This window comes from Pseudomonas sp. PDM01 (assembly GCF_014852325.1).
GTDB classification, from domain to species: Bacteria; Pseudomonadota; Gammaproteobacteria; order Pseudomonadales; family Pseudomonadaceae; genus Aquipseudomonas; species Aquipseudomonas migulae.
Genome location: NZ_JACVBK010000005.1, coordinates 220434 through 241843 on the forward strand (window position 1 = coordinate 220434; position 21410 = coordinate 241843).

Annotated in this window: 20 protein-coding genes; 12 read left to right on the forward strand and 8 right to left on the reverse strand. The window is 59.7% G+C overall.

Going from position 1 to position 21410, the window contains the following annotated elements:
* Nucleotides 1-75: 75 nt before the first annotated feature.
* Entirely contained in the window at nt 76-645 is a 570-nt protein-coding gene (locus IB246_RS14740) for an ACP phosphodiesterase (protein ID WP_008039479.1), read from the reverse strand.
* Nucleotides 646-801: 156 nt separating this feature from the next.
* Between IB246_RS14740 and IB246_RS14745 the strand changes: the two genes are divergently transcribed.
* The 5 genes from IB246_RS14745 (at nt 802) to IB246_RS14765 (ending at nt 4670) form a co-directional block, all read left to right on the forward strand.
* A complete protein-coding gene (locus IB246_RS14745) occupies nt 802-1104 on the forward strand; it encodes an ArsR/SmtB family transcription factor (protein ID WP_008025677.1) in 303 nt (100 codons plus the stop codon).
* Nucleotides 1105-1129: 25 nt separating this feature from the next.
* Nucleotides 1130-2299 (forward strand): MFS transporter, encoded by a 1170-nt coding sequence (locus IB246_RS14750; protein ID WP_008039463.1) that lies wholly within the window; start codon nt 1130-1132, stop codon nt 2297-2299.
* A gap of 29 nt (nt 2300-2328) precedes the next feature.
* Nucleotides 2329-3378 carry an alkene reductase gene (locus IB246_RS14755; RefSeq protein WP_008039461.1) on the forward strand — a complete coding sequence of 350 codons (1050 nt, stop codon included), beginning with the start codon at nt 2329-2331 and terminating at the stop codon, nt 3376-3378.
* Between the two features lie 146 nt (nt 3379-3524).
* The gene (locus tag IB246_RS14760) at nt 3525-3971 is read left to right on the forward strand and encodes a hypothetical protein (protein ID WP_008039459.1); all 447 of its coding nucleotides are present in this window, start codon (nt 3525-3527) and stop codon (nt 3969-3971) included.
* A 51-nt stretch (nt 3972-4022) separates the two neighbouring features.
* Complete coding sequence (locus IB246_RS14765; protein WP_008039458.1) at nt 4023-4670, forward strand: hypothetical protein; 648 nt, start codon at nt 4023-4025, stop codon at nt 4668-4670.
* 192 nt (nt 4671-4862) lie between these two features.
* On the opposite strand, the gene emhR is transcribed toward IB246_RS14765, so the two are convergent.
* Nucleotides 4863-5495 (reverse strand): efflux system transcriptional repressor EmhR, encoded by a 633-nt coding sequence (gene emhR, locus IB246_RS14770; protein ID WP_008039456.1) that lies wholly within the window; start codon nt 5493-5495, stop codon nt 4863-4865.
* Nucleotides 5496-5763: 268 nt separating this feature from the next.
* Here emhR and emhA point away from each other — a divergent pair, with 268 nt between their 5' ends.
* The 7 genes from emhA (at nt 5764) to IB246_RS14805 (ending at nt 15854) form a co-directional block, all read left to right on the forward strand.
* The gene (emhA, locus tag IB246_RS14775; protein ID WP_008039454.1) at nt 5764-6921 is read left to right on the forward strand and encodes an efflux RND transporter periplasmic adaptor subunit EmhA; all 1158 of its coding nucleotides are present in this window, start codon (nt 5764-5766) and stop codon (nt 6919-6921) included.
* Nucleotides 6922-6924: 3 nt separating this feature from the next.
* A complete protein-coding gene (gene emhB / locus IB246_RS14780) occupies nt 6925-10086 on the forward strand; it encodes an efflux RND transporter permease subunit EmhB (RefSeq protein WP_008039452.1) in 3162 nt (1053 codons plus the stop codon).
* Nucleotides 10086-11546 carry an efflux RND transporter outer membrane subunit EmhC gene (gene emhC, locus IB246_RS14785; protein WP_008039450.1) on the forward strand — a complete coding sequence of 487 codons (1461 nt, stop codon included), beginning with the start codon at nt 10086-10088 and terminating at the stop codon, nt 11544-11546. The genes emhB and emhC overlap by 1 nt, the downstream gene beginning before the upstream one ends.
* A 432-nt stretch (nt 11547-11978) precedes the next feature.
* A complete protein-coding gene (locus tag IB246_RS14790; RefSeq protein WP_008039448.1) occupies nt 11979-13232 on the forward strand; it encodes an OprD family porin in 1254 nt (417 codons plus the stop codon).
* A gap of 192 nt (nt 13233-13424) precedes the next feature.
* Nucleotides 13425-14615, forward strand: coding sequence for an FAD/NAD(P)-binding oxidoreductase (locus IB246_RS14795; protein WP_008039446.1), 1191 nt, complete (start codon nt 13425-13427; stop codon nt 14613-14615).
* A gap of 22 nt (nt 14616-14637) precedes the next feature.
* Complete coding sequence (locus IB246_RS14800; RefSeq protein WP_008039444.1) at nt 14638-15015, forward strand: DUF1641 domain-containing protein; 378 nt, start codon at nt 14638-14640, stop codon at nt 15013-15015.
* A 20-nt stretch (nt 15016-15035) separates the two neighbouring features.
* The gene (locus IB246_RS14805; protein WP_008039441.1) at nt 15036-15854 is read left to right on the forward strand and encodes a methyltransferase domain-containing protein; all 819 of its coding nucleotides are present in this window, start codon (nt 15036-15038) and stop codon (nt 15852-15854) included.
* Nucleotides 15855-15966: 112 nt separating this feature from the next.
* Here IB246_RS14805 and pcaC read toward each other — a convergent pair whose 3' ends face one another.
* The 6 genes from pcaC to pcaH form a co-directional block, all read right to left on the reverse strand.
* Entirely contained in the window at nt 15967-16359 is a 393-nt protein-coding gene (gene pcaC, locus IB246_RS14810) for a 4-carboxymuconolactone decarboxylase (RefSeq protein ID WP_008025653.1), read from the reverse strand.
* Nucleotides 16360-16370: 11 nt separating this feature from the next.
* The gene (pcaD, locus tag IB246_RS14815; RefSeq protein WP_008039439.1) at nt 16371-17177 is read right to left on the reverse strand and encodes a 3-oxoadipate enol-lactonase; all 807 of its coding nucleotides are present in this window, start codon (nt 17175-17177) and stop codon (nt 16371-16373) included.
* A gap of 11 nt (nt 17178-17188) precedes the next feature.
* Entirely contained in the window at nt 17189-18553 is a 1365-nt protein-coding gene (locus IB246_RS14820) for a 3-carboxy-cis,cis-muconate cycloisomerase (RefSeq protein ID WP_008039438.1), read from the reverse strand.
* A 45-nt stretch (nt 18554-18598) separates the two neighbouring features.
* Nucleotides 18599-19903, reverse strand: coding sequence for an MFS family transporter (locus IB246_RS14825; RefSeq protein ID WP_008039437.1), 1305 nt, complete (start codon nt 19901-19903; stop codon nt 18599-18601).
* A 199-nt stretch (nt 19904-20102) separates the two neighbouring features.
* Nucleotides 20103-20669 (reverse strand): protocatechuate 3,4-dioxygenase subunit alpha, encoded by a 567-nt coding sequence (gene pcaG, locus IB246_RS14830; RefSeq protein ID WP_008025646.1) that lies wholly within the window; start codon nt 20667-20669, stop codon nt 20103-20105.
* Between the two features lies 1 nt (nt 20670).
* Complete coding sequence (gene pcaH / locus IB246_RS14835; RefSeq protein ID WP_008039436.1) at nt 20671-21375, reverse strand: protocatechuate 3,4-dioxygenase subunit beta; 705 nt, start codon at nt 21373-21375, stop codon at nt 20671-20673.
* Nucleotides 21376-21410: the final 35 nt, after the last annotated feature.

Consider the following 21410-nt stretch of genomic DNA (forward strand, 5'->3'; position numbering starts at 1 on the left):
AGGGAACGCTGCGGTGTAACTGATATACCGCGTTATCGTTCTTCGCGGGCAAGCCTCGCTCCTACAGGTTTTGTGTCAGCGGTTCCGGGCGAAGTCCTGGAGCTGTGGATAGAACAACCGAAAATCCTCGCTCAACGGCTCATACAACACCCGCAGCTCCTGCATCGCCGCCGCCAGTTCCTCGGGCCTGGTCAACCGCCGCGAAATCCCCCGCAGTACCTGCTCCAACACGTCGAATTCCCGGTAAGAACCCAACCAGTCATTCGCCACCATGTGCGGCGCAATCCTCGCCAGGCGTTCCGGTAATTGCGGCTCATTGGACAGCACCCGATACACATCGCCGGTGAACAGCGCCAGCGGCCGGTCGGCATACAGCGTCCAGTCCCGCGCCAGGCAATGGTCAAAAAACACATCGAGCACGATCCCGGCATAACGCCGGCGGGTCAGGGAAAACCGCGACAACGCCACGTCCACCATCGGATGGCGGTCGGTAAACACGTCGATGCTGCGATGCAACTGGATAGCCGCCTCGATCTCCGGGTCGAACTGCCCTTGCAGCCGTCCTTTGACGAAATCGCCATACAGACTGCCGAGCAATTGACCGGGACGCTGGCCACCGAGGTGAAGATGTGCGAGATAGTTCATGCCGCCCAGCTTAACACTGCGGCATTCATATCGTTATAACCCGATATACCGATTTGCGCGGTCATCAGATCAAAATCATATTGGTATATCGCGAAATACCGATTTAAAGTTCGCTTCATCGCGATATAACGTTTTACTCATCACGAGCCCCAAGCCATGAACCTCGACCTCGACGAAATAATAAAAGCCCTGGCACACCCAGTACGGCGAGAAATCCTGCACTGGCTCAAAGACCCGGACGTCGAATTTCCCGACCAGACCCACAGCAACGAGCACGGCGTCTGCGCCGGGCAGATCGATCAACGGTGCGGTTTGTCGCAGTCCACGGTGTCCGCACACCTGGCGACCCTGCAACGCGCCGGCCTGATCAGCAGCCGCAAAGTCGGCCAGTGGCACTTTTTCAAACGCAACGAGGAAACCATCCAGGAATTCCTCAAAACCTTCAGCAAAGAGCTCTGACCCTTAAGCTGACAAGGAATCAACAATGCCCCTCTCGCTCCTCATCCTGGCCTTGAGCGCCTTCGCCATCGGCACCACCGAGTTCGTCATCATGGGCCTGCTGCCCGATGTGGCGGCTGACCTCGGTGTGTCGATCCCCGGTGCCGGCTGGCTGGTGACCGGTTACGCCCTGGGCGTGGCCATCGGTGCGCCGTTCATGGCACTGGCCACCGCCAGGCTGCCGCGCAAGGCCGCACTGGTGGCGTTGATGGGGATATTCATCATCGGCAATCTGCTCTGCGCAGTGGCCAGTGACTACAACGTGCTGATGTTCGCCCGAGTGGTGACTGCCCTCTGCCACGGTGCGTTCTTCGGTATCGGTTCGGTCGTGGCGGCAGGCTTGGTGCCAGCCAACAAACGCGCTTCGGCCGTGGCCCTGATGTTCACCGGCCTGACCCTGGCCAACGTCCTCGGCGTGCCGCTGGGCACAGCGCTGGGTCAACAAGCCGGCTGGCGCTCGACGTTCTGGGCGGTGACCGTTATCGGCGTAATCGCCTTGATCGGCCTGATCCGTTTCCTGCCGGCCAAGCGCGATGAAGAGAAACTCGACATGCGCGCCGAACTGCGTGCCCTCAAAGGCGCCGGCATCTGGCTGTCGTTGAGCATGACCGCGCTGTTCGCCGCGTCGGTGTTCACCTTGTTCACCTACGTCGCCCCGCTGCTGGGCGAGGTGACCGGCGTCTCGCCACGCGGCGTGACCTGGACCCTGATGCTCATCGGCCTGGGCCTGACGGTCGGCAACATCATCGGCGGCAAACTGGCCGACAAAGGCCTGGCGGCGACGCTGATCGGGGTGTTCATCAGCATGGCCGTGGTGTCCACCGTACTGACCTGGACCAGCGTTGCGCTAATCCCGACCGAAATCACCCTGTTCCTCTGGGCTACCGCGTGCTTTGCCGCCGTGCCCGCCCTGCAAGTGAACGTGGTGACCTACGGCAAGGCTGCACCGAACCTGGTCTCGACCCTGAACATCGGCGCCTTCAACGTCGGCAACGCACTCGGTGCCTGGGTCGGCGGCAGCGTCATCGCCCACGGCTACGGCCTGACCAGCGTGCCACTGGCGGCGGCCGCGCTGGCGGTACTCGCCCTGCTGGTGACCCTGATTACTTTCCGTCAGAGCGGTAATCCCGAACTGGCCCCTGCTACCAACAACTGACTCACTGATACCTCACGAGGGTGCATTTCATGACGACTATTTTCGATCCGATCAAACTGGGCGACCTCGAGTTGGCCAACCGCATCATCATGGCTCCGCTGACCCGCTGCCGCGCCGACGAAGGTCGTGTGCCGAACGCGCTGATGGCCGAGTACTACGTTCAACGCGCCTCGGCCGGCCTGATCCTCAGCGAAGCCACCTCGGTCACGCCGATGGGCGTTGGCTACCCGGACACCCCGGGCATCTGGTCCAACGATCAAGTGCGCGGCTGGACCAACGTCACCAAGGCGATCCACGGCGCGGGCGGCAAGATCTTCCTGCAACTGTGGCACGTCGGCCGGGTTTCCCACGAGTCGTACCTGAACGGCGAAAAACCGGTCGCACCGAGCGCCATCCAGCCCAAAGGCCATGTCAGCCTGGTTCGCCCACTGGCCGATTACCCGACGCCGCGCGCCCTGGAAACCGCTGAAATCGCCGACATCGTCGACGCCTACCGCATCGGTGCCGAAAACGCCAAGGCCGCCGGTTTCGATGGCGTGGAAATCCACGGTGCCAACGGTTACCTGCTCGACCAGTTCCTGCAAAGCAGCACCAACCAGCGCACCGACCAATACGGCGGCTCCGTGGAAAACCGTGCTCGCCTGCTGCTGGAAGTGACCGATGCCGCCATCGAAGTCTGGGGCGCCGGCCGCGTTGGTGTGCACCTGGCACCGCGTGCCGACTCCCATGACATGGGTGACGACAACCTCGCCGAAACCTTCACCTACGTCGCTCGCGAACTGGGCAAACGTGGCATCGCGTTCATCTGCTCCCGCGAAAAAGAAGGCACCGACAGCCTCGGCCCGCAAATCAAGGAAGCCTTCGGCGGTCCGTACATCGTCAACGAACGCTTCACCAAGGACAGCGCCAACGCCTGGCTGGCCAGCGGCAAGGCTGACGCGGTCGCCTTCGGCGTGCCGTTCATTGCCAACCCGGATTTGCCGGCACGCTTGAAAGCCGATGCGCCGCTGAACGAAGCGCGTCCGGAGCTGTTCTACGGCAAGGGCCCGGTCGGCTACATCGACTACCCGGTAATGTAAGCTCCGTTTAAATAAAAAGCCCCGGGTAGAAACACCCGGGGTTTTTTATTTGGAAAACGCTAAACTAATGAAACAACATCTGTATTGCAACAGCACTTATAGCGGGGTTAATTTCAAACAACAACATAACCAACAAGTGATCTGAAATGGACAACTCCCCCGCAAACAAACTTACTTTTACATTAACCCTTAGCAACTTCACAGACTCGATATTATGGCGCAACGACGTCATGCTGGACGATACCCCGCCAGCCTTCCCCTCCAAAATCATGCCACTGAGTACTCAGTTAATCGTCTTGGAAGGCAACCCACAATTGCCGCAAAGCATTAATATCGAATACGGCATCAGAAAAACCGTTTTCAGCGCTCAGGCCATTTACACCAATTACCGTCAGACGGTGCATATCAAAACGGCTTTTCAATACACGCACCGTAAACGCCTGAATCATCGGCGGCCGGAAGTTGATTTCTTCTGGGAACACAACGCGTTGTCCATTGGGGAAGTCCCCATTTTCAGCCAGTCTTTTCTTGAAGACACGAGCGATAACTATCCCTACAACTACAACATGCTGGCCGTCATCATGGATCGCTGAGCCGCAATCCACCCAGACCGGGAACCACGTGTTTGATCGAAAGGAATCGACATGAACGACATCAAAGAAACCAGTAACAAGTACGAAGATTTACTATCGTTTTTCAATTACACTTCCATTGGCACACTTTACAACCTGACACCACTACTATTCAGCGAAGAGAATCAGCAAGCACTGGATGAGTTGATCGGGATCGCCCAAGTGGAATTAATCGGCCACCTCGAAAAGATTGAATCAGAGCGCGAGTTGAATCAGAAAATCGAACAGTGGCGACATCAAGATGAAAGCCCGAAAAACACTCGCGTGATCGTCAAACTCATTAACAACACACCGCACACGTTTAAAATCGCACAAACCAGTCTGCCTTTACGCCCATCAGAGCGTGAGTCATTCCTGCTCCAGGCTCACGCAAAGACAGCAATCAAATCCGATTTTGCCTATACGTACGCCGCGCCGTGGCCGAAGAACAAAATTATGTTCAATCAGTTCGTAGATTTTATCGATCAGAACGTCGGAGTACGTTTTGAGCTCGGCATGATCATGAACAAATCCTTCGGCGTTATTTCGCCAATACACAGGGCAACGGTAAAAAACACCGTCACCTCCATTGGCTCATCCAAAATCAATTGTTCCACCAAAATCACCAGCATGGCAGAGGATCAGCCTTTCAACTTCGAGGTGGAAATCACACTGGGCTGAAGCAGCGACCACTGGGGGATCGCTCTTACCTTTTCACATCTGCGACACAAATTTCCTACAAAATACGTAGCTCGCTACCTGTCATCCCGGAGCGCGTCCCTATATAAAAGCACCCCAGTACGCCAACGCGGGCGAAGAGTTGATCTTCGCCCGCGTCTATTGACATAAACGGATCCAATTACGCATGTTGCTTCACTTTCGCAGGCTGGGACTGAAACGCAGCATGTCCAGCCCGGTATCGACCCAACGCTCGGCCTCGGTATGCAGCTGGAAACTGTCCGGCGCGAGCAACCATTGGTACAACAGGCCATCTATATAGGCATGAATGCTGATGGCCGCACGGGCGGTGTCGAGGTTTTCCGGCAACTGCCCGCGATTCACGGCATTACGCAAGGTCAGGCCAATGCGCGTGTTGCATTCGAGGCTGGCCGTTCGGCGCTGCTGGCGCAGATCGCACATTTCATCGGTGAATTCGCACTTATGAAACAGAATCTCGTTGATGCGCCGGGTCTTGGGGTCCAGCGCAACTTCATGAAACAAATGAATCAGCAACCGACGCATGCAGCCCAGCGGATCGAGCTCGTCTTCGCTCTCCGCGGCTTTGGCCAGCTCATCAAGGGGCTCATGCAAGCTGTCGAGCATGGCCTGCACCAGATCGGCCTTGTTGCTGAAATGCCAGTAGATGGCGCCACGGGTGACGCCGGCCAGGGTTGCGATGTCCGCCAGCGTCGTGCGGGCCACGCCCCGCTCGAAAAAGGCTTTTTCGGCCGCCTCGAGTATCTGGCTGCGGGTTTCTTGAGCTTCCTCTTTGGTGCGACGGACCATGGCAGTACAACCTCAATCAGGATGCTTCAGCGATGTCTGAATATCAGCTGAATAAAAGTGGGGCGAGCGCTCTTGGGACTCGTCCCCGGGCCTACAATTCCAACCTTGCGACGGCCTCTGTAACAGCGAGGGTACACAGCCAAGGTATTTACAAACAACCGTGAATGTAAGTATATTCCTTAGCAAGCTACTTATCCACCCGGTACCCAATTTTTAACCTTCCATCTTTTCTTGTGCGTTTTTTTGCGCGCCTGACCCGAGGATTTTCATGCAATTCAAGCCAGCTGTTACCGCTCTGGTCACTGCCGTCGCCTTGGCATCGCTGCTCAGCGGATGCAAAAAGGAAGAAGCGGCACCGGCCGCTCCACCGCCTCAGGTCGGCGTCGTCACCCTGCAACCTCAAGCCTTCACCCTGACGTCCGAGCTGCCGGGCCGCACCAGCGCCTACCGCATCGCGGAAGTTCGCCCGCAGGTCAACGGCATCATTCTCAAACGTCTGTTCAAGGAAGGCGGCGACGTCAAGGCCGGCCAACAGCTGTATCAGATCGATCCAGCCGTCTATGAAGCCACGCTGAAAAGCGCCGAAGCCAACCTGCAACAGACCAAGTCGATCTCCGATCGCTACAAGCAACTGGTCAACGAACAGGCTGTGAGCCGTCAGGAATACGACACCGCACAGGCCAACCGCCTGCAATCGGAAGCCGCCCTGCAAAGCGCCCAGATCAATGTGCGCTACACCAAGGTCTATGCGCCACTGTCCGGTCGCATCGGTCGTTCCAGCGTGACCGAAGGCGCACTGGTCACCAGTGGCCAGGCGGACGCCATGGCGGTGATCCAGCAACTCGACCCGATCTACGTCGATGTCACCCAGTCCTCGGTAGAGCTGCTTGAACTGCGCCGCGAACTGGAAAGCGGTCGTCTGCAAAAGGCCGGCGACAACTCGGCGGCGGTCAAGCTGACCCTCGAAGACGGCAGCCAGTACAAGCTCGACGGCAAGCTCGAATTCTCCGAAGTCTCGGTTGACCAGACCACCGGTTCCGTCACCCTGCGTGCGGTGTTCCCGAACCCTGATCACACCCTGTTGCCCGGCATGTTCGTTCACGCCCAGCTTCAGGCCGGCGTGAATGCAGCTGCCATCCTGGCGCCGCAACAAGGCGTGACCCGCGACCTCAAAGGCTCCCCGACCGCGCTGGTCGTCGGTGCGGACAACAAGGTCGAGCTGCGTCAGCTCAAGGCCAGCCGCACTGTCGGCAGCCAGTGGCTGATCGAGGACGGCCTGAAAGCCGGCGATCGCCTGATCACCGAAGGGCTGCAATTCGTCAAACCTGGCGTTGAAGTCAAGGCCACTGAGGCGACTAACGTTGGCGCAAAGAACCCGGCCCCCGCACAGGCAGCTAACAAGGCTTCCAGCGGCAAAGGGGAGTAAACCATGTCGAAATTTTTTATCGACCGTCCGATTTTCGCCTGGGTAATTGCCCTGGTGATCATGCTGGTCGGGGCTCTATCGATCCTCAAGTTGCCGATCAACCAGTACCCGAGCATTGCGCCTCCGGCGATCGCCATCTCCGTGGCCTACCCAGGCGCTTCCGCGCAAACCGTGCAAGACACCGTGGTTCAGGTGATCGAGCAGCAGCTCAACGGTATCGACAACCTGCGTTATGTGTCCTCGGAAAGTAACTCCGACGGCACCATGACGATCACCGCGACCTTCGAGCAAGGCACCAACTCCGATACCGCGCAGGTTCAGGTCCAGAACAAACTGAACCTGGCCACCCCGCTGCTGCCGCAAGAAGTACAGCAGCAAGGTATCCGTGTGACCAAGGCAGTGAAAAACTTCCTGCTGGTGATCGGCGTGGTCTCGCGTGACGGCAGCATGACCAAGGACGACCTGTCCAACTACATCGTGTCCAACATGCAGGATCCGATCTCGCGGACAGCCGGCGTGGGCGACTTCCAGGTGTTCGGTTCCCAGTACGCCATGCGTATCTGGCTCGACCCGGCCAAGTTGAACAACTTCAACCTGACCCCGATCGACGTCAAAACCGCCATCGCCGCGCAAAACGTCCAGGTATCGTCCGGCCAGCTCGGCGGCCTGCCTGCCCTGCCCGGCACTCAGTTGAACGCGACAATCATCGGCAAGACCCGCCTGCAGACCGCTGAGCAATTCAACAGAATCCTGCTCAAGGTCAACAAGGACGGCTCCCAGGTTCGCTTGAAAGATGTCGCCGACGTCGGTCTGGGTGGCGAGAACTACAGCATCAACGCCCAGTTCAACGGCGCCCCGGCATCCGGCCTGGCGGTGAAACTGGCCAACGGTGCCAACGCCCTCGACACCGCGAAAGCGCTGCGCAAGACCATCGACAGCCTCAAGCCGTTCTTCCCGCAAGGGATGGAAGTGGTGTTCCCGTACGACACCACGCCAGTGGTGACCGAGTCGATCAAGGGTGTGGTTGAAACCCTGGTCGAAGCGATCGTGCTGGTGTTCCTGGTGATGTTCCTGTTCCTGCAGAACTTCCGCGCCACCGTCATCACCACAATGACCGTGCCGGTGGTATTGCTGGGTACGTTCGGCATCCTCGCGGCGTTCGGTTTCAGCATCAACACCCTGACCATGTTCGGTATGGTGTTGGCCATCGGCCTGCTGGTGGACGATGCCATCGTCGTGGTGGAAAACGTCGAACGGGTCATGAGCGAAGAAGGCCTGTCACCCAAGGAAGCCACCAAGAAATCCATGGGGCAGATCCAGGGTGCGCTGGTCGGTATTGCCCTGGTGCTCTCGGCGGTACTGTTGCCGATGGCGTTCTTCGGCGGCTCCACGGGTGTGATCTACAAGCAGTTCTCGATCACCATCGTCTCGGCCATGGCCCTGTCGGTACTGGTCGCGCTGATTTTCACCCCGGCGCTCTGCGCCACCATGCTAAAAGCCATTCCCAAGGGCGAGCACGGCGTGCCGAAACGCGGTTTCTTTGGCTGGTTCAACCGCAACTTCGACCGTAGCGTGAAAAGCTACGAGCGTGGCGTCGGCAACATTCTGCGCAACAAGGCGCCGTACCTGCTGGCCTACGTGATCATCGTCATCGGCATGATCTGGTTGTTCATGCGTATTCCTTCCTCGTTCCTCCCGGAGGAAGACCAGGGCGTACTGTTTGCTCAAGTGCAGACCCCGGCCGGCTCGACTGCCCAGCGCACTCAGGTCGTCGTGGACGAGATGCGTGAATTCCTGCTGCGTCCAAGCAAGGATGGCGGTGAAGGCGATGCGGTGAACTCGGTGTTTACCGTGACCGGCTTCAACTTCGCCGGCCGTGGCCAGAGTTCGGGTATGGCGTTCATCATGATGAGGCCGTGGCACGAACGTAACGCCGACAACAACGTGTTCAAAGTCGCGGCCCGTGCCCAACAGCACTTCTTCACCTTCCGTGACGCCATGGTGTTCGCTTTCGCACCGCCAGCGGTGCTGGAGCTGGGTAACGCCACCGGTTTCGACGTGTTCCTGCAAGACCGCGCCGGTATCGGTCACGAAAAGCTGATGGCTGCCCGTAACCAGTTCCTCGGCATGGCGGCGCAGAGCAAAGTGCTGGCGCAAGTGCGCCCGAACGGTCTGAACGACGAGCCGCAATTCCAGTTGGAAATCGACGACGAGAAGGCCAGTGCGCTGGGCGTTACCATCGCCGACATCAACAACACCCTGTCGATTGCCTTGGGCAGTAGCTATGTGAACGACTTCATCGACCGTGGTCGTGTGAAGAAGGTTTACGTGCAAGGCCAGCCCGGCGCGCGCATGAGCCCTGAAGACCTGAAGAAGTGGTACGTGCGCAACAGCACCGGGACCATGGTTCCCTTCACCGCGTTTGCCAAGGGTGAGTGGATTTACGGTTCGCCAAAACTGGCCCGTTACAACGGCGTAGAAGCGATGGAAATCCTCGGCTCCCCTGCCCCGGGTTATTCCACCGGTGAAGCCATGGCCGAAGTCGAGGCGCTTGCCCTGAAACTGCCGGCCGGTGTCGGTATTTCCTGGACCGGTCTGTCGTATGAAGAACGACTGGCGGGCTCCCAGGCGCCGGCGCTGTTCGCGCTGTCGATTCTGATGGTGTTCCTGTGCCTGGCAGCGTTGTATGAAAGCTGGTCGATTCCGATTGCCGTGGTGCTCGTGGTGCCACTGGGGATTATCGGTGCGTTGATGGCCACCAGCCTGCGGGGTCTGTCCAACGACGTGTACTTCCTCGTGGGTCTGTTGACCACCATCGGTCTGGCGGCGAAAAACGCCATTCTGATCGTCGAGTTCGCCAAGGATCTGCATGAACAGGGCAAGAGCTTGCAAGAGGCTGCCATCGAGGCTTGCCGCATGCGTTTGCGCCCGATCATCATGACCTCCCTGGCGTTCATTCTCGGCGTAGTGCCGCTGGCCATTTCCAGCGGCGCCGGCTCGGGCAGCCAACACGCCATCGGTACCGTGGTAATTGGCGGTATGATCACCGCCACCGTATTGGCGATCTTCTGGGTCCCGTTGTTCTTCGTCACCGTGTCGGCCATGGGTCAGCGAAAAATCGCCGATCAGGACGACGCTATTGAACCTTCTAAAGAGGCTGGCTAATGAGCAAGTCGCTACTCTCCATCGCAGTCGCGGCCTTCGTGCTGAGCGGCTGCTCGCTGATACCTGATTATCAGCAGCCTGAAGCACCGGTGGCCGCCCAGTACCCGCAAGGCCCGGCGTATTCGCCGGCCCAGGCGCCGAGCCAGGCCGCCGCCGAACAAGGCTGGAAGCAGTTTTTCCATGACCCTGCGCTGCAGCAGCTGATCCAGCTTTCCCTGGAAAACAACCGCGACCTGCGTGTCGCGGCGCTGAACATCGACGCGTTTGCGGCGCAGTACCGCATCTCGCGCGCCGACCTGTTCCCGGCGGTTTCGGCCAACGGTACCGGCAGCCGTCAGCGGGTTCCGGCTGACGCTTCACAGAGCGGTCAGGCAGGCATCACCAGTTCCTACTCGGCCACCGTCGGCATCAGCGCCTATGAACTCGACCTGTTCGGTCGGGTTCGCAGCCTGAACGAAGAAGCCCTGCAGAAGTACTTCGCCACTGAAGAAGGCCGTCGCAGCACGCAAATCAGCCTGGTGGCCAGCGTGGCGAATGCCTACCTGACCTGGCAGGCCGACAAAGAGCTGCGCAAGCTGACTCAGGACACCCTCGCTGCGTTCGAGGAGAGCTACAAGCTCACCGCGCGCAGCAACGAAGTGGGCGTAGCCTCGGCGCTGGATCTGGCGCAGTCGCGCACTTCGGTGGAAAACGCCCGTGCGCAACTGGCCCGTTACACCCGCCAGGTCGCCCAGGATGAAAACAGCCTGGTGCTGCTGCTCGGCACCGGTATCCCGGCCAATCTGCGGGAAGCCAGGCCGCTGTCTGACGACCTGCTGAGCGACGTACCGCCTGGCCTGCCGTCGGACCTGCTGCAACGTCGTCCGGACATTCTGCAAGCCGAATACAACCTGAAAGCAGCCAACGCCAACATCGGCGCGGCGCGTGCAGCGTTCTTCCCGAGCATCAGCCTCACCGCCAATGCCGGTACGTTGAGCCCGGACCTGTCCGGCCTGTTCAAGGGTGGTTCGGGCACGTGGTTGTTCCAGCCGCAAATCAACCTGCCGATCTTCAACGCCGGCAGCCTGCGCGCCAGCCTGGATTACTCGAAAATCCAGAAAGACATCGGCGTGGCGAACTACGAGAAGTCCATTCAAACGGCCTTCCAGGAAGTCGCCGACGGCCTGGCCGCCCGCCAGACCTACACCGAGCAGTTGCAGGCCCAGCGTGATTTCGTCACCGCCAACCAGGACTACTACCGTCTGGCCGAGCGTCGTTATCGCATTGGCGTCGACAGCAACCTGACCTTCCTCGATGCCCAGCGTCAGCTGTTCAGTGCCCAACAGGCGCTGATCACCGACCGCCTGGCGCAACTGACCAGCGCCGTGAACCTGTACAAGGCACTGGGCGGTGGCTGGAACGAGCAGACTGCGAAAGTCGAGCCGCTGAAAGAAGAAGCGCCGAAGCTGAAGTTGTTCTGATCGAGTTGCTGTAAACACGAAGCCCACCGTTTGGTGGGCTTTTTGTTGTCTGCTGGAAAAGTTGTGGTGTCTGTTATGGCCCCATCGCGAGCAGGCTCGCTCCCACAATGGATTGCATTCGTTCGGAAGGAACTCGGTTTACTGTGGGAGCGAGCCTGCTCGCGATGGGGTCAGTATTGCCAACACATAATCCAAGCCAATCTTGGTTCGATAATCGCCCAAAACCCGCTTTTACCAATTGAACCATCCAGTTCATTCCCCGCACCATTCGCCACACAAAACCAATAACAACAGGTTCGACACCATGCCCCCGCGCCCCGCCCTGTCCGGCTGATCTCGCCCCGTTTCATTTGAATTCGAATCTTTTTGTCTGCAACCCGACGGTTGCGGCATCGCCCCGTTTCATCTCCAAGAATTAGAGAGACCGAGCCCATGACGCCTTCCACTTATTTCGTTCCCAGCCTGATCGCCCTCGCACTGGCCGGCGCCGCCCTGCCCGCCACGGCCGAAGAGGCGGGTTTTGTCGAAGGGGCCAAGGTCAACCTGAACCTGCGCAACTTCTACATCAACCGCAACTTCACCAACCCGACCAAGGCACAGGGCAAGGCTGAAGAGTGGACGCAAAGTTTCATCCTCGACGCCAAGTCCGGGTTCACCCAAGGCACCGTCGGCTTCGGCATGGATGTGCTGGGGCTGTACTCGGTAAAACTCGACGGCGGTAAAGGCACCGGCGGTACGCAGTTGCTGCCGCTGGACCACGATGGTCGCCCGGCGGACAACTTCGGTCGCACCAACGTGGCGTTCAAGGCCAAGCTGTCGCAGACCGAAGTGAAGGTCGGCGAATGGATGCCGGTGCTGCCGATCCTGCGTTCGGACGATGGGCGCTCGCTGCCACAAACCTTCCGTGGCGGTCAGATCACCTCAAAGGAAATCAACGGCCTGACGCTCTACGGCGGCCAGTTCCGCCAGAACAGCCCGCGTGACGACAGCAGCATGAACGACATGTCGATGACCGGCAAAGCGGCGTTCACCTCCGACCGCTTCAACTTCCAGGGCGGCGAATACCTGTTCAACGAGAAACGCACCCAGATCGGCCTGTGGAACGCCGAACTCAAGGACATCTACAGCCAGCAATTCGTCAACCTGACCCACAGCCAACCCGTCGGCGACTGGACTCTGGGCGCCAACCTCGGTTTCTTCTATGGCAAAGAAGACGGTAGCGCCCGCGCCGGCGATCTGGACAACAAGACCTGGTCGGGAATGCTTTCCGCCAAGTACGGCGGCAACACCTTCTACGTCGGCCTGCAAAAACTCACCGGCGACAGCGCCTGGATGCGGGTCAACGGCACCAGCGGCGGCACACTGGCCAACGACAGCTACAACTCCAGCTATGACAACGCGCGGGAAAAATCCTGGCAGGTGCGCCACGACTACAACTTCGTTGCGCTCGGTGTACCGGGCCTGACCCTGATGAACCGCTACATCAGCGGCGAAAACGTACACACCGGCACCATCACCGACGGCAAGGAATGGGGCCGCGAGAGTGAACTGGGCTACACCGTACAAAGCGGTGCGCTAAAGGACCTGAACGTCAAATGGCGCAACTCGACCATGCGCCGCGACTACAGCAACAACGAGTTCGACGAGAACCGGTTGATCATCAGCTACCCGATCAGTTTGTTGTAAGCCTCAGCGCCAGCGTTGCCCATTGCGGGAAACGCTGGCGCTGACCACTGGTCGCGATGAACTGGCGAATTATTGAACCGCAGATACAGTCATCAAGGCGTTCAAGTTCTCCAGCCTGATGTAGGAGCCCCCATTTTCTTCCGTTATCTCCGGATGCTGTACGCGAAGCTGCCATGACCACGGAGGTCAGGTATGAGCAAGCGAATAGTTATCGTCGGTGGCGGCGTCGGTGGAACCATGCTGGCCAATCAACTGGTCAACAAGCTGTATCCAGAAATCCTGCGCGGCGAAGTCCTGATTACCCTGCTGTCCAACTCCCCCGATCACTACTACAAACCTGCGTTCATGTACGTGGCGTTCAACCTGTTTTTTCAGGAAGAACTCAAGCGCCCGGAACGCTCATTGTTGCGCCCGGAAATCACCTTCAACGTTGAAGAAGTGACGCGTTTTGATTTCCCTGGGCAACGCCTCAAGACCCGCAGCGGCAAAGTCTACGATTACGATTTTCTGGTCATCGCCACCGGTTGCGTCCCTGCCCCGGAACGTATCGAAGGTTTGAAAGAAGCCGGCGACCACTTCTATCAATACGACCCGGCCCGGCAACTGGCGCAGAAGCTGAGCACCATTAAAAAAGGCCGGATATTCATTACCGTGTCCTTCCCGCAAACACCGAACGTGCCCCATCAATGCGGCATCGCACCCGTCGAAACCACCTTGATGCTCGATGATTATTTGCGGCGTAGAGGTGTGCGAGACCAGGTGGAAATTATCTACACCTACCCGACAACCGCTCAGTTACTGCGCAACTGCCTGTTCCTGCAACGACCGACAGGGGAAATTCTGCCGAGTATTTTCGAGCAGAAAAACATTCGTTTTCAGCGTGGGTTCACCCTGGACCGTGTCGATCCGGACAGCAAAATCGCCTACTCCGCAGAAGGCGACGCGCAGCCTTTCGACATACTGATGGCAACGCCGCCGATCCGCGCCGTGGATGCCGTGCTGGAGTCCGGAGCGTCACAAGCGCCCAACAACGAAGGCTGGCTGCCCACCAACCATGAATCCCTGCAAGTCTACGGCCTGGAAAACGTCTACGTGATCGGCGACACCGTCGATCTGCCGGTGAGCAAGGCCGGAGGCGCGTGCCATAACCAGGCACCGGTGATCGCCAACAACATTGCTGCTGAAATCCGCCTTGGTGGTCCCATCGATGTCTACGACGGACGGGTTCAGGCCGTCGCGCAAATGGGCTTCTATGCCGGCATGCCGCTTTGGTACAACTTCAAGCGCGACGTTCTGCCAACTCCACCGACCAAACTCGGTGGCCTGCTCAGACACGGCTTCAATCATGGCCTGTACTGGATGATTGCCCGGGGCATGCTGTGACGGGCTCAGGGAGGAAAATGCAATGACAAACCTGACAGATGAAACCCTCGCCATCGCCACGGCCGACAGGTCGGAGGGACTCGTTGCCTTGATGGCAAAACTGCAGCCGCTGATCGATGGCGGGCGACTGGATAACCTTGTCGATTTGCTCTCGTTGACCTCGGACATGGTCGACCTGCTGGACGCGGCCATGGTGGAAAAACTGGCGCGCTTGTTCGAAAACGCTACGGCGGCCACCTGGACCGTCAGTAACGCCGTGCGCATGGCCCGTGCCGAAGTCGCCGCCGCCCCGGAACCACCGGGGGTCTACGCCTTGATAAAACTGCTGAACGAGCCGGACACGCGCAAAGGTGTGGCGGTTGTCCTGAAAACCCTGAACGTCATCGGAAGACAACTGTAACCGCCAGAGAGGACCACCTCATGAGCGTCAAACTTGATAAGGCAGGGAGCGCCTGCACGCACTGGGACGCCAAGGCGTACCAGCAGTTTTCGCGCCTCAGGCAACGACCGGTGAATGAATTGCTCGGTCGTGTCGAACTCAAATCGCCCCAACGCATTTATGACCTGGGGTGCGGCACCGGCATCGCCACGCAACTGTTGGCCAAGCGTTGGCCTCGCGCGCAGTTGCAGGGCATCGACAGCTCCGGACAAATGCTCGACGAAGCCCGCCTTCTGCCCATCAAGGCGCTGTGGAAACAGTGTGACCTGCTCGACTGGCAGCCCGAACAGCCAGCAGACCTGCTGTTCGCCGCCGCCGTTTTGCACTTCATCAAGGATCACCATCAACTGCTGCCGCGACTGCTCAAGCAGCTCAACCCAGGCGGTTGCCTGGCAGCGCACATGCCCGACTGGCGGGATGCCTTGTGGTACCGGTTGGTGCTCGACACGCTGGAAGACGCGGGGGCGTGTGGCCAACCGTTAGGCACGGCGCAGCTGCGCGAGGCCATGGCCGCACGAACGCTCTTGTCGCTGGAAGATTACTACCGCTTGCTCGCCCCGATCACTGACACCCTGGACATCTGGGAGACCGAGCAATTGCAGGTGGTCTGCGGCCAATCGCCGATCTATGACTGGGTCAAGGTCTCGGCGCTGCGACCAGTGATGCAGGCACTCAAGCCCGACGAACAGGCGCGCTTCATCTACCACTACCTGATGCGTGTACACGCGCATTACCCGCCGGAGAGCGACGGGCGAACGCTGTTTCCGTTCAAGCGCATATTCATCGTCGCGACGGTGTAACACATGACATTGCCTTCGCGGGCAAGCCTCGCTCCTACAGGATTATCACAACCTCTGTAGGAGCGAGGCTTGCCCGCGAAAGCGTCAATTCATGCACCGCAAATCGCGAACATTATTCCCGGGACTCGACGCCCAACTCGTCCCAAACCGACTCGGCCAAATGAAACGTCGCATTCGCCGCCGGGATGCCGCAATAGATGGCGCTCTGCATGATCACTTCCTTGATCTCGCCACGGGTCACGCCATTGTTGGCGGCGGCACGCAGGTGCAGTTTGAGTTCACCCTCACGGTTCATGCCGATCAACATGGCGATGGTGATCAGGCTGCGGGTATGGCGCGGCAGGCCAGGTCGGGTCCAGATGTCGCCCCACGCGTGGCGGGTGATCATCTCCTGAAACTCCGAATTGAACTCGGTCAACGCGTTCAGGCTGCGGTCGACATGGGCGTCGCCGAGGACTGCGCGACGGACGTTCATGCCCTCGTCGTAACGTTGTTTCTCGTCCACGGATGTTCCCCTCAATGACCCAGCAAAAAAGCGAGAACGCGCTCACTGAACGCATCGCCCGCCTGTACGTTGGACAGGTGCGCCGCGTAGAACTCGGCGTACTCGGCACCTGCCACATGTTCCTGGATGAAGTGCCCACCGGACGGCGGCGTGACCGCGTCTTCGGTGCCGGCGATCACCAGCAGCGGCACTTTGACCGAGGACAACTGATCACGGAAATCGGCATCGCGCACGGCAGCGCAATTGGCCGCGTAGCCTTGCGGCGAAGTGGCCGCGAGCATGTCGGTAATCCGTTTCGCCGCCGCTGGATTGGCCTCGGAAAAGTCCGGGGTAAACCAGCGCGCAATCGATGCATCGCGCAGCGCAACCATCGCCGCCGCGCCGTCACGCAACACGGTTTCGATGCGCGGGTTCCAGATCGACGGGTCGCCGATTTTCGCGGCGGTGTTGCACACCACCAGTTTGTTCAATCGATCACCGGCATTGATGCCCAGCCACTGGCCAATCAAGCCGCCCATCGACAAGCCGCAGAAATGCGCCTTCTCAATGTGCAACGCATCCAGCAGCGCCAACACGTCTCGGCCCAGTTGTTCGATGCTGTACGGCCCCGGCGTGACCAGGGATTTGCCGTGGCCACGGGTATCAAAACGCAGCACCCGGAAATGCTCGGTGAACGCGGCAATTTGCGCGTCCCACATGTGCAGGTCGGTGCCCAGCGAGTTGGACAGCACCAGCACCGGCGCATCGACCGGGCCATCGAAGTGCGGCCCTTCAATTTGGTAGTGCAGTCCGCCCTCGGCGAGTTGTACGAAAGCCACAGCAGTCTCCTTCAGGCAGTTAACGCAGAATGTTCAGCCACCGCTCGCTCGACCCAGGTACGGGCCTGTCCGAGGTAGTGAGCGGGGTCCAGCAGATGATCGAGTTCAGCGGCCGAGAGCTCGGCGGTCACGTGCGGCTCGTCGCCCAGCACCGCGCGCAAATGCCGTCGCTCGACCACGGCGCGCTTGCAGCACTGCTCCAGTAAATGATGCGCGGTGTCGCGGCCGACCCGTTGCGCGAGAACTATGCTCACCGCTTCGGCTAGCACCAGGCCTTGGGTCAGGTCGAGGTTGCGGGCCATGCGCTCGGCGTCCACTTCCAGTCCGTCTGCCACCAGCAATGCTTGCTTGAGACTGCCGGACACCAGGCAGCAAATCTCCGGCAGGGTTTCCCACTCGGCATGCCACAGGCCGAGGCTGCGCTCGTGCTCTTGCGGCATGGCACTGAACAGGGTCGAGAGCAGACCGGGAACCCGTGTTGCAGCGCCGATCAGCACGGCGGCGCCCACCGGGTTGCGTTTGTGCGGCATGGTCGACGAACCGCCCTTGCCCGGCGCCGAGGGTTCGAACACTTCGCCCGCTTCAGTCTGCATCAACAGGCTGATATCGCGACCGAGCTTGCCGAGACTGCCGGCGATCAATCCCAGCACCGAACCGAACTCCACCAGACGGTCGCGTTGCGTGTGCCACGGTTGGTCGGGCAACGTCAGGTGCAGCTCCGTGGCCAGCGCGTCGGCAATCGGCAGCGCTTGCGCACCGAGGGCCGCGAGGGTCCCGGAGGCGCCGCCGAATTGCAGCACCAGCAGGCGCGGTTTGAGTTCTTGCAGGCGTTGACGGCTGCGGGTAACGGCGCCCAGCCAACCGGCGATCTTCATGCCCAAGGTGACCGGCGTTGCGTGCTGCAACCAGGTGCGACCGGCCAGCGGCGTGGCGACATAACGTTGGGCTTGCGTTGAAAGGGTTTCGCCCAGTTGCGCCAGATCGCTCTCAATCAGTTCCAGCGCCCGGCGCAATTGCAGCACCAGGCCGGTGTCCATCACGTCCTGGCTGGTGGCGCCCAGATGCACATAGCGCTCGGCTTCGGCATCGGTGGTCGCGATCTGTTTGCCCAACGCCTTCACCAGCGGAATCGCCGAATTACCGGCCGTGGCAATCGCCTCGCCGAGGGCGGCGAAATCGTAATGCCCGGCGCGGCAAGCCGCTTCGATAGGCGCCACCGCCGTCTGCGGAATCAACCCGACATGCGCCTCGGCGCGGGCCAGCGCCGCTTCGAAATCGAGCATGGCCTGAACCCGGCCCTGATCGCAAAACACCTCGCGCATATCGCGCGCAGTGAAATAGGCATCGAACAATTGATTGCCCGGTCGCTGGTTCATAAACAGTCCCTGGAGGCGCGGGCCGCTTGGGCCCGCGGGTGTGGATCAAAGGTCGTTTTCTAGATACTTCGCATGCTTGGGCAGACGCAGGCTGAACAGGAACGCTATCGCCATCATCAACGTCACATACCAGTAGAAGGAGTTTTCCATGCCGACCGCTTTGAGGCTCAAGGCTACATACTCCGCTGAACCACCGAATATTGCATTCGCCACCGCGTAAGCCAGGCCAACACCCAATGCACGCACCTCAGGCGGGAACATTTCGGCTTTTACCAGACCGCTGATCGAGGTGTAGAAACTGACAATCGCCAGCGCCAGGGTAATGAGCACGAAGGCCAGGAACGGACTGGTGACGCTTTTCAGGCTGAGCAGAATCGGCACGGTGCACAGCGTGCCGAGTGCGCCAAACCACAGCATCGAGCTCCGGCGGCCGATCCTGTCCGAGAGCATGCCGAAGATCGGCTGCATGCACATATAAAGGAACAGCGCGCCGGTCATGATGTAGCTGGCGGTCTTGGCATGCATGCCGGCGGTGTTCACCAAGTACTTCTGCATGTACGTGGTAAAGGTGTAGAAAATCAGCGAGCCGCCGGCGGTGTAACCGAGCACGGTAATGAACGCGGCCTTATGGTCGCGGAACAGCGCGCGAATGCTGCCGGCGTCCTTGTTTTCGCGCATTTCCTTGCTGGTGGTTTCTTTCAGCGAACGACGCAGGTACAGCGAAACCAATGCCGCCATGGCACCCACCACGAACGGAATCCGCCAGCCGTAGGCACGCAGATCATCCTCGGTGAGGAACTGTTGCAGCACCACCACCAGCGACACCGCCAGCAGTTGCCCGCCAATCAAAGTCACGTACTGGAACGAGGCGAAGAAACCGCGCTGGCCCTTGAGCGCCACTTCGCTCATGTAGGTGGCGGTGGTGCCGTATTCGCCGCCCACCGACAGGCCCTGGAGCAAACGGGCGAACAGCAGCATGATCGGCGCCCAGACGCCGATGTCCTTGTAGGTCGGCAGGCAGGCGATGAGCAACGAACCGAAGCACATCATCAGAATCGATATCAGCATCGAATTCTTGCGCCCGTGCTTGTCCGCGACGCGACCGAAAATCCAGCCGCCAATCGGGCGCATCAGGAACCCGGCGGCAAACACGCCCGCGGTGTTGACCAACTGCACCGTCGGGTTATCGGACGGGAAAAAGGCAGGGGCGAAATAGATCGCGCAAAAGGCGTAGACGTAGAAGTCGAACCATTCGACGAGGTTGCCGGACGAGGCGCCGACAATCGCGAAGATCCGTTTGCTGCGCTCTTCGCCGGTGTATAGCGCGGTTGAAGCGATTGGCGTTGTCATTGTTTTTCACTCAATGGGGACAGTGAGAGTCTAGACACACTTTGCAACAGTCCCGTTCCACACGAACATTTGGTGGCGTACTTATGGACGCCTTCGCGGGCAAGCCTCGCTCCTACAGGTTTAGTGCCGCTCACAAAATGTGATGACCAAATCAAAACCTGTAGGAGCGAGGCTTGCCCGCGAATGATCTCAAGCCAACTCAATAATCGAAGAACACCGTCTCCGCATCCGTGCCTTGCAGAATCACATTCCACTGGTAAACACCGGTCGCATCCTGCTTCGCCAGCAAAGTATTGCGACGCTCGGCCGGCACGCACTCCAACAGCGGGTCGGCGACGTTGGCCGGTTCGCCATCAAAGTAAATACGCGTCAGCAAGTGCTTCACCAGCCCGCGAGCAAACACCAGCACCACCAGGTGTGGCGCCTGGGTCGAACCTTTCAGGCCTTCCACCGTGCCCGGCTTGATCGTGGTGAAGCGGAAGCGCCCTTCGGCATCCACCGGGATCCGGCCAAAGCCTTCGAAGTTCGGGTCCAGCGGTTTGGCCTGATCGTCTTCTGGGTGGTCGTACTTGCCGGCGGCGTTGGCCTGCCAGACTTCCAGCATCGCGTCGTTGACGATGTCACCGTTGCCGTCGATGACTTGCCCGGTGATCGCCACGCGCTCGCCCAGGGTTTGTTCGACGGTCAGGTTTTCGCGGTTCAGCCAGGTCAGGCCGATGTGGTAATACGGCCCGACGGTGTGGGACGTGGTCGCAGTCAGCGTCATCTTATTTCTCCATCGGCGTGGCGTCGCGGCCGCGCAATACGATGTCCCAGCGGTAACCGAGGGCATAGGAAGGGATGGTTTTTTCCAGGTCGAAACTGGCGATCAAGCGCTCTTTGGCGCTGGTATCGGGCACGCAGTTGTAGATCGGGTCGTACGCCAGCAACGGGTCGCCGGGGAAATACATCTGCGTGACGAGGCGCGTCAGGATGCTCGGCCCGAACAGCGAAAAATGGATGTGCGCCGGACGCCAGGCATTGTGGTGGTTGCCCCACGGATAAGCGCCGGGCTTGATGGTCTGGAATTGATACCAGCCATCGGCGTCGGTCACGGTGCGGCCGGTGCCGGTGAAGTTCGGGTCCAGCGGCGCGTCGTGCAGGTCACGGGCATGGTTGTAGCGACCGGCGGCGTTGGCCTGCCAGATCTCCACCAGAATCCCCGGCACCGGCAGACCGTTTTCATCCAGCACGCGGCCGTGAATGATGATGCGCTCGCCCAGCGGCTCGCCCTTGTGCTGGGCCGTCAGGTCATTGTCCTTCTCGTTGACGCGTTCGGCGCCGATGGTCGGACCGGTAATTTCCGACAACGAATGAGGCAAAAACACCAACGGCTTCGACGGTGAGCGACGGTTGGTGGATTGATACGTCGGGTGCAGGTACTCCGGCTGGGTGCCTTCCTGCGGGCGACGGTAACCAGGCTTGTCAGTCATTTCGCTTTCCTCAGTTCTTATTGTCACTGCTGTGG

Bases quoted from the DNA above. Each gene is read 5' to 3' on its own strand.
- IB246_RS14740 (WP_008039479.1), bottom strand. From the start codon at position 645: ATGAACTATCTCGCACATCTTCACCTCGGTGGCCAGCGTCCCGGTCAA.
- IB246_RS14745 (WP_008025677.1), top strand. From the start codon at position 802: ATGAACCTCGACCTCGACGAAATAATAAAAGCCCTGGCACACCCAGTA.
- IB246_RS14750 (WP_008039463.1), top strand. From the start codon at position 1,130: ATGCCCCTCTCGCTCCTCATCCTGGCCTTGAGCGCCTTCGCCATCGGC.
- IB246_RS14755 (WP_008039461.1), top strand. From the start codon at position 2,329: ATGACGACTATTTTCGATCCGATCAAACTGGGCGACCTCGAGTTGGCC.
- IB246_RS14760 (WP_008039459.1), top strand. From the start codon at position 3,525: ATGGACAACTCCCCCGCAAACAAACTTACTTTTACATTAACCCTTAGC.
- IB246_RS14765 (WP_008039458.1), top strand. From the start codon at position 4,023: ATGAACGACATCAAAGAAACCAGTAACAAGTACGAAGATTTACTATCG.
- emhR (WP_008039456.1), bottom strand. From the start codon at position 5,495: ATGGTCCGTCGCACCAAAGAGGAAGCTCAAGAAACCCGCAGCCAGATA.
- emhA (WP_008039454.1), top strand. From the start codon at position 5,764: ATGCAATTCAAGCCAGCTGTTACCGCTCTGGTCACTGCCGTCGCCTTG.
- emhB (WP_008039452.1), top strand. From the start codon at position 6,925: ATGTCGAAATTTTTTATCGACCGTCCGATTTTCGCCTGGGTAATTGCC.
- emhC (WP_008039450.1), top strand. From the start codon at position 10,086: ATGAGCAAGTCGCTACTCTCCATCGCAGTCGCGGCCTTCGTGCTGAGC.
- IB246_RS14790 (WP_008039448.1), top strand. From the start codon at position 11,979: ATGACGCCTTCCACTTATTTCGTTCCCAGCCTGATCGCCCTCGCACTG.
- IB246_RS14795 (WP_008039446.1), top strand. From the start codon at position 13,425: ATGAGCAAGCGAATAGTTATCGTCGGTGGCGGCGTCGGTGGAACCATG.
- IB246_RS14800 (WP_008039444.1), top strand. From the start codon at position 14,638: ATGACAAACCTGACAGATGAAACCCTCGCCATCGCCACGGCCGACAGG.
- IB246_RS14805 (WP_008039441.1), top strand. From the start codon at position 15,036: ATGAGCGTCAAACTTGATAAGGCAGGGAGCGCCTGCACGCACTGGGAC.
- IB246_RS14820 (WP_008039438.1), bottom strand. From the start codon at position 18,553: ATGAACCAGCGACCGGGCAATCAATTGTTCGATGCCTATTTCACTGCG.
- IB246_RS14825 (WP_008039437.1), bottom strand. From the start codon at position 19,903: ATGACAACGCCAATCGCTTCAACCGCGCTATACACCGGCGAAGAGCGC.
- pcaG (WP_008025646.1), bottom strand. From the start codon at position 20,669: ATGACGCTGACTGCGACCACGTCCCACACCGTCGGGCCGTATTACCAC.
- pcaH (WP_008039436.1), bottom strand. From the start codon at position 21,375: ATGACTGACAAGCCTGGTTACCGTCGCCCGCAGGAAGGCACCCAGCCG.